Source organism: Corynebacterium sp. ACRPF (genome assembly GCF_022347395.1).
Lineage (GTDB): Bacteria > Actinomycetota > Actinomycetes > Mycobacteriales > Mycobacteriaceae > Corynebacterium > Corynebacterium tuberculostearicum_D.
Map to the genome: position 1 here is coordinate 40,829 of NZ_JAKRNB010000003.1, position 12,611 is coordinate 53,439.

General features: G+C 57.8%; 11 protein-coding genes. 2 read left to right on the plus strand and 9 right to left on the minus strand.

Annotated elements, in window-relative coordinates:
* Positions 1 to 29 precede the first annotated feature (29 nt).
* Entirely contained in the window at positions 30 to 791 is a 762-nt protein-coding gene (pgl, locus tag MHX61_RS01965) for a 6-phosphogluconolactonase (RefSeq protein ID WP_204608980.1), read from the plus strand.
* Between the two features lie 146 nt (positions 792 to 937).
* Here the strand turns inward: pgl and secG are convergent, their stop codons facing one another.
* The 4 genes from secG to gap all read right to left on the minus strand — a co-directional run bounded on the left by secG (position 938) and on the right by gap (position 4,520).
* Entirely contained in the window at positions 938 to 1,171 is a 234-nt protein-coding gene (secG, locus tag MHX61_RS01970; protein WP_005324856.1) for a preprotein translocase subunit SecG, read from the minus strand.
* 184 nt (positions 1,172 to 1,355) lie between these two features.
* Positions 1,356 to 2,138 carry a triose-phosphate isomerase gene (gene tpiA / locus MHX61_RS01975; RefSeq protein WP_005328415.1) on the minus strand — a complete coding sequence of 261 codons (783 nt, stop codon included), beginning with the start codon at positions 2,136 to 2,138 and terminating at the stop codon, positions 1,356 to 1,358.
* Positions 2,139 to 2,177: 39 nt separating this feature from the next.
* Positions 2,178 to 3,395: a phosphoglycerate kinase gene (gene pgk, locus MHX61_RS01980; RefSeq protein ID WP_239191967.1), complete on the minus strand. Its 1,218-nt coding sequence runs from the start codon at positions 3,393 to 3,395 to the stop codon at positions 2,178 to 2,180.
* A gap of 117 nt (positions 3,396 to 3,512) precedes the next feature.
* Entirely contained in the window at positions 3,513 to 4,520 is a 1,008-nt protein-coding gene (gene gap / locus MHX61_RS01985) for a type I glyceraldehyde-3-phosphate dehydrogenase (RefSeq protein WP_049378190.1), read from the minus strand.
* Positions 4,521 to 5,061: 541 nt separating this feature from the next.
* Between gap and MHX61_RS01990 the strand changes: the two genes are divergently transcribed.
* On the plus strand, positions 5,062 to 6,708 hold the full coding sequence (locus MHX61_RS01990; RefSeq protein ID WP_239191969.1) for an L-lactate permease: 1,647 nt from the start codon (positions 5,062 to 5,064) through the stop codon (positions 6,706 to 6,708).
* Between the two features lie 132 nt (positions 6,709 to 6,840).
* On the opposite strand, the gene whiA is transcribed toward MHX61_RS01990, so the two are convergent.
* The 5 genes from whiA to MHX61_RS02015 all read right to left on the minus strand — a co-directional run bounded on the left by whiA (position 6,841) and on the right by MHX61_RS02015 (position 12,561).
* The gene (gene whiA / locus MHX61_RS01995; protein ID WP_204608969.1) at positions 6,841 to 7,830 is read right to left on the minus strand and encodes a DNA-binding protein WhiA; all 990 of its coding nucleotides are present in this window, start codon (positions 7,828 to 7,830) and stop codon (positions 6,841 to 6,843) included.
* Positions 7,831 to 7,992: 162 nt separating this feature from the next.
* Positions 7,993 to 8,988 carry a uridine diphosphate-N-acetylglucosamine-binding protein YvcK gene (gene yvcK / locus MHX61_RS02000; RefSeq protein ID WP_239191971.1) on the minus strand — a complete coding sequence of 332 codons (996 nt, stop codon included), beginning with the start codon at positions 8,986 to 8,988 and terminating at the stop codon, positions 7,993 to 7,995.
* A 23-nt stretch (positions 8,989 to 9,011) separates the two neighbouring features.
* Positions 9,012 to 9,893, minus strand: coding sequence for an RNase adapter RapZ (gene rapZ / locus MHX61_RS02005; RefSeq protein WP_239192193.1), 882 nt, complete (start codon positions 9,891 to 9,893; stop codon positions 9,012 to 9,014).
* Between the two features lie 40 nt (positions 9,894 to 9,933).
* On the minus strand, positions 9,934 to 12,009 hold the full coding sequence (gene uvrC / locus MHX61_RS02010; protein WP_239191974.1) for an excinuclease ABC subunit UvrC: 2,076 nt from the start codon (positions 12,007 to 12,009) through the stop codon (positions 9,934 to 9,936).
* A gap of 3 nt (positions 12,010 to 12,012) precedes the next feature.
* Positions 12,013 to 12,561, minus strand: coding sequence for a PH domain-containing protein (locus tag MHX61_RS02015; RefSeq protein WP_005328429.1), 549 nt, complete (start codon positions 12,559 to 12,561; stop codon positions 12,013 to 12,015).
* Positions 12,562 to 12,611 lie beyond the last annotated feature (50 nt).

The window sequence follows — 12,611 nt, forward strand, 5'->3', positions numbered from 1 at the left end:
TGATTCTTTGCAAAGGATAGCGATACCTCATGGTGACTCTTCACCGCGTAAGCGATGTGGATGACCTTATCTCCCAGGCCGCGCTGAAATTCGTGGATACCGTAGCGCGTATCCAAGCCGCCGGTGGCGGGCTCCACCACGATGGGGTCGCGCGAGTTGTCCTAACCGGCGGCGGCGCTGGAATTGGCGTTCTTCACGAGCTGGCCCGTTTGGATTTCGCGGCACAGCAGCAAGGCGAGGACTTTCCAGCCCAGCGCATCGATTGGTCGCGCGTTCACGTCTTTTTCGGCGACGAGCGTAATGTGCCCGTCTCTGACGCAGATTCTAATGAGGGTCAAGCACGCAGTGCCCTGCTCAACCACGTAGATATTCCGGACCAGAATATTCACGGTTTTGATCTAGGTGCGGTGTCCATGGAAGCCGCAGCGAGTGCGTATGAGCCAGAGCTAAAGGAATTCGCCCCGAACGGATTCGACCTGCATCTGCTGGGAATGGGCGAAGAGGGCCATATCAATTCCTTGTTCCCCCATTCTGAGGCGGTTCGGGAACAAGAAGAGCTAGCTGTTCCCGTTCATGACTCTCCCAAGCCGCCGAGCGAGCGCATCACCCTTACTCTTCCCGCGGTAAACAAGTCTGCTCGTATTTGGCTCCTCGTTGCCGGCGAGGCCAAGGCGGAAGCTGCCAAGCACGTCGTTGAAGGCGCTGAGCCCGAAGAATGGCCGGCTGCAGGCGCGCACGGCAAGGAAGAAACCATCCTCTTCCTTGCCGATGACGCCGCATCCGAGCTCTAGGTACGGCCGCCTAGCGCGCAGCCGAGCTGAACTTGTGGCTCGGTGCCACGCAAAAAGCGCCGGTACCGCTTCCCCACCGCCAGTTCCCACAGGGAACCAAGAGGTTGGAAGCCGATACCGGCGCTTTCGCTATTCCAGCTGGTAGCTTAAGCGAATGCCTGGATGAGGTTGAGGCCTACGATGCACGCAAGCCAGATAATTACCATCACCACGGTGTAACGGTCCAAGTTCTTTTCCACGACGGTCGAGCCGGACAGGTTCGACTGCACGCCACCGCCGAAGAGGCTGGACAGGCCACCACCTTTGCCCTTGTGCAGCAGCACGAAGATGGACATCAAAATAGCTGCGATGACCAAAATGATTTCCAGTGCCAAGACCATGAGGATAATCCTTATTTCTAACGTGCGCCCTGCGGGTAACTCTCGCCACCCGCTAGCGCGGAATCGTACTTTTAGGCTTCGCGTACAGCGAAGTAATCACACCGGCCCACTGTACACGATGGCGCGGGCTGGAACCATTCCAACCCGCGCCTTAGCGCGAACCTGTGACAGGTGATAACTCCTGTTAGCTCAGAGCATTAGCTGCGTTAGCAGCCAACTTGGCAAACTCCTCGCCGACCAAGGAAGCGCCACCAATGAGGCCGCCGTCGACGTCAGGCTTGCTGACAATCTCTGCAACGGAATCAACCTTGACGGAACCACCGTAGAGAATGCGGATACCTGCAGCAACCTCCTCGCCTGCGAGCTCCTTTACGAGCTCACGGATAGCGGCGCAGACTTCCTGGGCATCGTCTGCGGAGGCAACCTTGCCGGTGCCAATCGCCCAAACTGGCTCGTAGGCGATAACAGTCTTGGCAAGCTGGTCTGCGCTCAGGCCAGCCAAAGAATTGCGGGTCTGGTTAACCACGTAGTCCACGTGGGTACCGGCCTCGCGTACAGCCAGCGGCTCGCCCACGCACACGATGGGGCTGATGCCATTGTCCAATGCTGCGGCTGCCTTTTCTGCAACAAGCTTATCGGTCTCGCCGTGGTACTGACGGCGCTCCGAGTGGCCCACGACCACCCAGCTGCAGCCGAGTTTGGCCAGCATCTTGCCAGATACTTCACCAGTGAATGCGCCGGACTCGTGCTTAGAGATGTCCTGCGCACCGTAGGTGACCTGTAGCTTGTCGCCTTCTACCAGCGTTTGGATAGTGCGGATATCAGTAAACGGGACCATGTAGGCCACGTCGACCTTTTCGTAGTAGTCCTTTGGCAGGGAGAAAGCGAACTTTTGAACGGAGCCGATGGCCTCGACATGGTCGAGGTTCATCTTCCAGTTACCTGCGATAAGTGGGGTGCGTGCCATGAATTTTTCCTCTCTTTCTGGCAAGTTGATCAGGCAGTTTTAGGCTTCCAGGACAGATACGCCCGGAAGCTCCTTGCCCTCAAGGTACTCGAGGGAGGCGCCGCCACCGGTGGAGATGTGGCTGAAGCCGTCCTCGTCTAGCCCAAGCATGCGCACGGAGGCAGCGGAGTCGCCGCCACCGACGACGGAGAAGGAACCGTTCTTTGCGGTGGCGTCGATAATAGCCTGCGCTACACCAGCGGTGCCCTTGGAGAAGGCCTCCATTTCGAATACGCCCATCGGGCCATTCCAGAAGACGGTCTTAGAGGAAGCAAGAAACTCCGCGAACTTTTCCACGGACTTTGGCCCAATATCCAGGGACATCCAGCTCTCAGGGATGCTATCGAGCTCGACCACCTGGGTCTCTGCATCCGCCGCGAACTTGCTTGCAGCAATCAGATCAACCGGAAGCACCAGCTTGTCACCAAAGCGCTCGAGCAGATCCTTGCAGTTTTCGATCTGATCTTCCTGCAGGAGGGACTCTTGCACGTTGTAGCCCTTGGCAGCCAGCAGGGTGTAGCACATGCCGCCACCAATGATGACCTTGTCTGCCTTGCCGGCCAGTGCTTCAATCACGCCGAGCTTGTCCGAAACCTTGGCGCCGCCGAGGACAACCACGTACGGGTGCTCCGGCTCCTTAGCTACGGTGGACAGAACCGACAGTTCCTTTTCTACGAGCTTGCCTGCGTAAGCCGGCAGGCGCTTAGCGACGTCATACACCGATGCCTGCGCACGGTGGACAACGCCAAAGCCATCAGAAACAAAAGCGCCGTTATCGGCTGCCAGAGCAACGAGCTCGTCAGCGAACTGGCCGCGCTCAGCCTCGTCCTTGGAGGTCTCACGGGGGTCGAAGCGGACGTTTTCGACCAACATCACGTCGCCGTCGTTGAGGCCGTTGGCACGCTCATGAGCGTCTTCTCCGGTGACGTCGCCGGCTAGGGCAACGTACTGGTCAAGCGCCTCAGACAGCGCTTCAGCTACTGGAGCCAAAGAGAACTTAGAGTTTACCTCACCCTTTGGACGACCCAGGTGTGCGGAAAGAATGACCTTTGCGCCACCTTCTACCAGTGCCTTGATGGTCGGAAGAGAAGCGTTAATACGTCCGGGATCGGTAATGTTTCCCTCTTCATCAAGTGGAACATTGAAGTCAGAGCGGACGAGGACGTGGCGGGATTCGACGCCCTCCTTGAGAAGATCGTCAAGTGTCTGGAAAGCCATTATTTACTCCTTAAATAATTCGGACGGGTCAAAAGGCTATAGATATAAGAATACCGGCCGCGACGCGGCGCCGTTAAGGCTTGCATCAGGCCGGTTCCTCATTGCTAGAGCTCTAGTTTAGAGCTTGTCTGCCACCAGGTTGGTCAGGCGAACGAGCTGGGAGGTGTAGCCCCACTCGTTGTCGTACCAGCCCAGAACCTTGACCAGGTTGCCGTTGGAAACCTTGGTCATGCCGGAGTCGAAAATGCAGCCGTGCGGGGAGGTAACAATGTCGGTGGAAACCAGCGGATCCTCGGTGTATGCGAGGGTGTCCTTGAGCTCGCCCTCAGCAGCTTCCTTCAGGGCGGCGTTGATTTCCTCGGCGGTGACATCGCGGGAAGCGGTGAAGGTCAGGTCGGTAGCGGAGCCGGTGATAACCGGAACGCGCATTGCGTAACCATCCAGCTTGCCGTCCAGCTCAGGCAGAACCAGGGATACGGCCTTAGCAGCGCCAGTGGAGGTAGGCACCATGTTTACTGCAGCGGCACGGGCGCGGCGCGGATCCTTGTGCGGAGCGTCCTGGATGCGCTGGTCGCCGGTATAAGCGTGAACGGTGGTCATCAGGCCCTTTTCAATGCCGAACTTGTCATTGAGAACCTTTGCCATCGGTGCCAGGCAGTTGGTGGTGCAGGATGCCGCGGAGATGACGTTGTGATTTGCCGGATCATAGGTGTCAGAGTTGACGCCATAGACGAAGGTTGCGTCTACTTCCTTGCCCGGAGCGGAGATGATGACCTTCTTGGCGCCCGCCTCGAGGTGAGCCTTGGCATCGTTGCCGTTGGTGAAGCGGCCGGTGGACTCGATAACGAGGTCTACGTTGTACTCGCCCCACTTGAGCTGCTTCGGGTCCTTCTCTGCGGTTACCACGATGCGGTGGCCGTTAACAGTAATGGACTCATCGTCGTGAGTAATTTCGCCATCGAAGCGGCCCAGTACGGAGTCGTACTTCAGCAGGTTAGCCAGCGAGCCGTTGTCGGTCAGGTCGTTTACTGCAACAACTTCGAGGTTGTTGTCACCCTGAGCGACTGCACGGAAAAAGTTACGGCCGATGCGGCCAAAGCCATTGATACCTACGCGGATAGTCACTGTATTTCTCCTCAAAGAGTCGAGTAATTGTGTGTACGGGTATGTGCGCGGGTCTTTCGATGAAGTCTGTGTTTGAGAAGCGCCCGAGCGTTTTCCCTTACATCGCCGATACTACCGAGCGTTTTTGGTCAGCGCAGACTCCCAGCGGCCTTAAGAACTAGTAGATGACAGAGTTTCCAAAAGCGCGTACACTCTTTCCGATCCTTTTTATTTCCCGCATACAAACCCGCTGGATAAGCCCGAACACGTGGTTTTGTGTTGGGTTTACCCTGTTAACGTGAGATATATCACTTACATACTTTAGGGGTTGTGCCCGCCTCTGTCCGATCGGACATTTCGCAGCACTGCTACTGACGCCTAATAAGACGACCGTATTGTTTCCGCGACGCCCACAGCACGATATGCTTTCTTTACTCACTGGCTCACAAAGCGTTTAAGGCAACCCTGCCTGCTCTAGCGCCACCGTTGGTCACCGTGAGAATGCTTTCAGGTGCCCGTAGTTTCCTACGGGCAAGACCACCGTAGAAATCAAGGACGTCTCTTGTTCGAAATAAATACCTCTGCTGTGGGTGACAGCCTCGGGCTTACCGCCCTGGTGGCGATTCTCCCGCTCATTGCATTCTTTATCATGCTGCTAGGCGTAAAGGCACGCGCGCATACTTCTGGCGCCGTTGCCCTGGCAGTATCCCTCATTATTGCCATCGCCGGCTTCTCCATGCCGGTAGATATGGCTTTGTCCTCTGCCGTACGCGGCGGGCTGTTCGGGCTCCTGCCCATTGTCTGGGTCATCATTACCGCAATCTGGTTCTATGAAATCACCGTAGCTTCCGGGCGCTTCGAGGATCTGCGCAAGACCTTTGACCTGTTGGGTGATGGCGATATTCGCATTCAGGCTATCCTCATCGCCTTCTGTTTTGGAGGTTTGTTGGAGGCCCTCGCTGGCTTCGGCGCCCCCGTGGCCATTACCGCAACCATGATCATGGCCCTTGGCGTGAAGCCACTGCGCGCGGCAACAGTAGTTCTGATTGCTAATACCGCTCCGGTTGCCTTTGGCGCGGTTGGCATCCCGGTAACCACTGCGGGCGAGGTTGCCGGTCGCAGCGCCGAGCAGACCCAGGACATTGCAGCACTTATCTCCTTGCAGGTGCTGCTCATCGCCGCTATCGTGCCATTCCTCATCGCCTTTATCTTGGACGGCATCCGCGGTGTTAAGGAAACTGCCCCAGCAGCTGCCGTGATTGGCGTTTCCTTCGCGTTGGCTCAGTGGCTGTCCGCGACCTTCTTTGCGTACCAGCTCACCAACGTCATCGCCTGCATCGTCTCCTTGGGCTGTGCTTTCGCCTTCCTCCGGGTATGGAAGCCGAAGGGCGTCAAGGAGTTGCGCGAGCGTCTCGAGCTGCCTGCCGCCGAGTCCACCACCGACCTCAACGGGCGCCGTATCTGGATGGCGCTGCTTCCCTACGCGGTAGTAACCGTTGTCTTTGCTGTGGCAACCGCAGCCCCCGCCATCTTCGGATTCCTCAAGATCCACTTTGCCTGGCCTTTGCTTGATGACGCGATTGTCGACGCCGACGGTAACCTCATGGATACCAGCTTCAGCTTCAATGTCTTTGGCAACCCAGGTACGCTCCTGCTGCTCTCGGGCATTATCGTTGCGGTTGTCTACCACTTCTTCAACGAAAATGGCCGCTACAGCCTAAGCTTTGGGCAACCGGTAAGCGCCTTTGGGGACGTCGTCAGCCGCATGAAGTTCTCGGCCCTTACCATCATCCTGGTGCTGGCTTTGGCCTATACGATGAACTACTCCGGCCAGACTATTGCTATTGGTGAGTTCGTCTCTTCTGCCGGCGGCATCTTTGCGCTCTTCGCCCCAGTCCTGGGCTGGATTGGTACCGCGGTTACTGGCTCCGATACGTCAGCTAATGCCCTCTTTGCCAACCTGCAGGTAGCAGCGGCAGAGCGAATCAGCGTAAACCCTGACCTCATGCTCGCGGCCAATACCGCAGGTGGCGTTGTGGGCAAGATGATCTCCCCGCAGTCCTTGGCTATTGCGGCTACCGCCGTCAATATGGAGGGCAAGGAATCTGTCATCCTGAAGAACGTAGTGGGCTACTCCGTGGCTTTCCTAGCCTTTGTATGCGTCATCGTGTTCTTGATGACCAACGTCCTAGGATTCCTCGTGCCCTAGTTCTTTGACGCTTCTGTCAAGCAGGCTGCGCGCCTGCTTGCCGCTAAGGTTTTAAAAATCTCCCCGCAGCTGCGCCTACCGCTTTGGTATCCGCACTGCGGGGAGTTCTTTTAATGTAGGTGATTCCGAGGGTCAGGATTCGTTGAAAAGGTCATCTGTAATCGCTTGATTGGTATCGGGGATATCAAGCTCCTCGGCTCGTTTATCGGCCATCGACAGCAAGCGGCGAATACGCCCGGCTACTGCGTCCTTAGTCATGGGTGGCTCGGCCAGGCGGCCCAGCTCTTCTAGAGATGCCTCGCGGTGCTGAACACGCAAGCGGCCTGCGTCTGCCAAGTGCTCAGGAACATCATCTCCTAGGATCTCCATGGCGCGGTCAACGCGCGCTGCCGCGGTAACTGCGGCGCGAGCAGAGCGCCGAAGGTTGGCGTCATCAAAATTGTCCAAGCGCCGAGACGTATCGTGTGCCTCCCGCTTGACGCGCTTCTTTTCCCAGCTCAATCGAGTCTCCTGAGCACCCATCCGGGTAAGAAGCGCCCCGATGGCATCGCCATCGCGTACAACGACGCGGTCTTCACCGCGGGTCTCCTTGGTCTTCGCTGAGATACCAAGGCGGCGGGCGCAGCCTACCAATGCCAATGCTGCTTCTTGGCACGGGCAGGTGACTTCCAGCGCGGAAGAGCGGCCTGGCTCCGTGAGGCTGCCATGGGCAAGGAAGGCGCCGCGCCATGCTGCTTCGCTATCGGCCACGGTGCCGGAGATGACCTGCGGCGGCAGCCCCACTACTGCATGACCGGAGCGGGTGATAAGGCCCAGCCGACGGGTCAGCTCTTTCGCACCGGTGGAAATGCGGACCGTTACGCGAGTCTTCTTGGTGGTTCCTGCTGGGCCCGCAACGTGGCTCTCGGCGGATATCCCATAGAGGTCATCGAGTGCGGTCATGACGCGCCGCGCAATGGCGTGGCTTTCTAGCTCCAGCTCATAGGACATGCTGTCACCGGAAAAATCTAGCTCGCCGGCGAATCGCAACATCGCCGCCAGTTCGGCAGCGCGAGCGGACTGGCGTGGCACGACGACAGCCGTCAATTCTTCTTTGACCTGGTCGGTCAATGGTGTGGTCACCTAGTTCGCCCCATTTCTATTCTCACAGTCACGAAGTATGCATACAGGCTAGAGCCTTGGCTCACGGCCTAGTGCGGTGAAAGGATTTCTGACATCATACCGCGCGGACTCGGTCGCCGCGCAGTCGGTCGAGTGCGGCCGCTCGCACGATGCCGCGGTGAATTAGCGCCGGTTCTGATCGCGAGTGCTGCGATAGTCTGAATATAGGTCTAAGAGCGCCGCAGACAGCTTTTCCGGATCGTGTTTATTGATGCTACGGCCATCGGCATCAACTTGGCTCACATCCGCAAAGGTAGCGCGGGCACCTAGGGATTGCGCGGCGCGCTGAATATAGACGCGCTCACTATCGGTGGGTAAAGCCGCCTCGTCCACCAAAATGCGGTCAATCCGCAGATCGGGGGCGTGTTGAGCGAGCACATGCAAGTGGCGCTCCGCGGAGAAGCCATGAGTTTCGCCCGGCTCGGCCGAAAGGTTCAAAACGACGACGCGCAACGCATCGGAAGCAGAAATCGCATCCACTACCTGTGGCACGAGAGTATGTGGCAATACCGAGCTAAACCACGAGCCTGGGCCGATGGTAATGAGGTCCGCGCGCTGGATGGCATCGAGCGCATCAGGATTCGCTTCGGGCCGTTCGGGCACGATGCGCACGCGACGCACCTGGCCCGGCGTGGAAGCGACGGCAACCTGGCCGCGGACTTGGCGCATGACACGGGGGTCGTCGTCAAGCCCGGCTACGTCCGCTTCAATCTCTAAGGCCTGGTTGACTACTGGGAAGACTCGCCCCTGGGAATTAGTAAGTTCTGCGATGGTATCCAGGGCAGCTTGATAATCGCCGAGCACATCCGTCAATCCCGCAATCATCAGATTGCCCACCGCATGCCCTGCCATCGCGCCATTGCCACCGAAACGGTGTTGCAAGGTTCGTGCCCACAAGTCCCCCACTGGGTCACTATTAGCCAAGGCGGCCAGCGCCATGCGCAAGTCACCCGGTGGAATGATTTCCAGCTCGCGGCGCAAACGGCCAGAGGAGCCGCCATCATCCGCGACCGTAACAATGGCAGAAATATCGGCCGCCTCGCTAAAGCGTGCGGACAGAAGGGTTTGATAAAGTCCATGGCCGCCGCCAAGGCAAACCATGTGTGAAGGATTGGTCATAAAAGTGTTAAAACTCCTGTGCTCTAGCCTCGAGCGATATCCCTATGCAGGGTGCTGACGTCTAATGTGTCATTGTCCCGCAGGCGCGCCGCAATAGCCTCTGCGACGGCAACGGACCGGTGGTGACCGCCCGTGCAACCGACGCCAACCGTGATGAAGTTCTTGCCCTCATGGCGGTAGCCATCCAGCATGGTAGAAAACATCTGCAAGAAATTGTCCACGAATTCCTGCGCCGCTGGCTGCGATAGCACATAGTGGGCAACCGGTTCATCCGTGCCGCGATATCCTCGCAGTTCTGGAACCCAATAGGGGTTGGGCAGGAACCGCACGTCTACCACTAAGTCGGCATCGCGGGGCGAGCCATTTTTAAATCCAAAGGATTCAACGGTGACATGCTGCTTTTCATTTTGCATCTCACCAAAGGCGGCCTCAATGGCACGGCGGAGATCATGAATGGATAGGTTTGTCGTATCGATAATGATATCCGCATGGGAACGCACATCTGCCACTGCCCGGCGCTCGCGTTGGATTCCTACTTTGAGCGTGTCCCCCTCCTGCAGCGGGTGGGTGCGCCGCACCGAATCGAACCGGCGGATAAGCACATCATCGCGAGCATCCAAAAAGAGCACGGTGGGCTTCATATTTAGTTCCGTAAGCTCATCCATAATCTCCAACAGAGACCCTGGGAACATGCGCGAGCGCACATCCGTTACGGCTGCTACCTTGCCCACTGGAGTTTCCTCTTGGTTGCACAGCTTGAGCAGGTCAACAATGGCGCGAGGCGGAATATTGTGGGCCACGTAGTAGCCCTTGTCCTCAAACACTTTGGCAGCGGAACTCAACCCGCCGCCGGACATGCCGGTTATCAAAATGGGTGGAGTTTCGAAATGCGTCATGCTCTTCAGTCTAGCGCTTCAAGATTCGCTGCCTCTAGGAGAATGCCACTTAATTGCTCGCAGAATCATGCAAGCTCTCGTACACGGTCTGGGCCAGTTTGGGACCAAAACCGTTTACCTCACAGATCTCTTCCACAGTGGCGGCCTTGAGCTTTTTCACCGAACCGAAATGCTTGACCAGATCGGTGCGCCGTTGCGGACCCAATCCAGGAACGGAATCGAGTACCGAGGAACGCATCCGCTTTGAGCGCTGCTGCCGGTGGTAAGTAATGGCAAAGCGGTGGGCTTCATCGCGAATTTGCTGCAGGAGGAAGAGCGCTTGCGAGTTTCGCGGCAAAATCACCGGCTCATCATCGCCAGGAACCCAGATCTCCTCGAGGCGCTTGGCCAAGCCCACCAGGGTTACATCCACGATGCCTAACTCATCAAATACCTCTTGAGCCGCGGCCACCTGGGGCGCACCGCCATCCACGATAAAAAGCTGCGGTGGATACGCAAAGCGACGCCCCGCTTCGGCAGATTCTTCCGCCACCTTCTCCTCTGCAAAGGAAGACTCTTCTACTTCCTCATCCGGATGGGCCAGCTTATCTTGCTTATGGCGCTTAAACCGACGGCGCGTGATCTCTGCGATAGAACCGACGTCATCCGAGCGGCCATCACCTGCCGCTTCCTTGATGCGGTAGCGCCTATAGTCCGACTTCTTGGGCAAACCATCTTCAAAGACCACCAGGGAAGCAACCACATCTGTGCCTTGAATGTGCGAGATATCGGTACATTCAATGCGCAATGGGGCTTGCTCCATGCCTAGGGCTTCTTGAATATCCTGCAATGCCGCCGAACGTGCGGTGAGGTCTCCTACCCGCTTGAGCTTATGCTGACGCAACTGCTCCTTGGCGTTTTTCTCCACCGTGGCCATAAGCTGCTTTTTATCGCCGCGCTGGGGAACACGCAGGTCCACCTGGGCCTCGCGCAGCTCCTCCAACAACTCGATGACCTGCTCCGGTTCATCCGGCAGGGCCTGAACCAAAATTTGGCGCGGAATAACCTGCACGCGGCGAGATTTCATGTGCGATTCTTGGTCCACCCCGCGCCGCTTCACGTCCGCGGCAAGCGCAGCATCTTCGCGCGCCTCTTGTTTCTCGCGCTCTACTGCATCGGAATAGAACTGGATGAGGAAGTTTTGTACCAACGCGGGCAGCGCGGGATCAGGTTTTCCTTCGTCCAAGGGCTCTGAACTCGCCTGATCGCCGGCGCGTTCGACTACCCAACCGCGCTGACCGCGAATGCGCCCATCGCGAACATGGAAAATCTGTACCGCTGCCTCAAGTTCATCGGAGTTAAAAGCAATGAGATCAGCATCCGTGCCGTCTGTAAAGACCACGGCTTGCTGTTCCATGATCTTGTCAATAGCGCCCAAGTCATCGCGCAGGCGCGCAGCGCGTTCGAACTCTAGGTTCTCGGCGGCCTGCTCCATGTCCTGGGTGAGTTTGCGGCGCACTGAACCGGTGTTGCCATTCATGAAGGACACGAGATCGTTAACCGTCTCGCGGTGGTCTTCTTTGCTTACTCGGCCAATGCAGGGTGCATCGCATTTGCCGATATAGCCCAATAGGCACGGACGCCCGAGCCGCTCATGCCGGTTATAAACGCCCTTCGAGCAGGTGCGCATGGGAAAGACGCGGGTAAGCAGGTCCAAGCTTTCGCGCACGGCCCAGGCATGGGAATAGGGGCCGAAATAGCGCACGCCTTTGCGCCGCGGGCCGCGGTAGAAGAAGGCGCGAGGGACCGTCTCCCCTACAGATACCGCGAGCATAGGATAGGTCTTATCGTCGCGGTACATGACGTTGAAGTGCGGATCAAAGCGCTTGATCCACGTGTACTCCAACTGCAAGGCTTCCACCTCGCTGGCAACTACCGTCCACTCCACCGAGTTGGCGGTGAGCACCATTTGGCGAGTACGCGGGTGCAGTTGCGTGATGTCCTGAAAATAGTTGGACAGCCGAGCGCGAAGGTTCTTGGCTTTGCCCACGTAGATAACGCGGCGGTTTTCATCGCGGAACTTATAGACGCCCGGGTCGGTGGGGATGGTTCCTGGAGCCGGGCGGTAGGTAGTGGGGTCAGCCAATTGTTAATCCTGGGGCATGTACTTAGCTTCCACGTCACGGAAGCGGCGGACGTTGTCGATGACGGTGTCCTTATCGCCGGACTGCAACGCCCAGACGGGGACGAACTCGAACTCGGGCAGCTCAAGGCGTGCCATACGTTGCCCTACGGGGAAGGAAAGCCCGTAGACCACCTGCCACGGATAAAAGCGCGTGCCCACGATATTGCGGACCTCTACCCCATCCTCATTGGCGCGCAGGCGTGGACGGTTAAGAGCGATCCAGGACAGAACGGAAATGAGAACACCTACGCCAGGGAAGGCGAATTTGTCGATGGTAGTCACGTGCGCACCGGTAAAAGACACATCCAAGGTGATTCCCATGAAGATATGGATGGCCATAACGAGGATCACCCAGGCGATAGCGACCTTGCGCAAGAAAGGCGAGGTGGCCGTAAACTCCCATGGCTTAGACGTGGTCTGGGCGAAGGGATCGGCACTGGTATAGGCCAATACTTCGGCGTCGCTAAGCTGGCGGCTGTGCTGCGGGTTCTTTGGGGCCTGCGCCTCGTTCATGTGCATACTCCTTTGGGGCGCGACCCGCCGGCCACCTTAGTGGTCAAGCA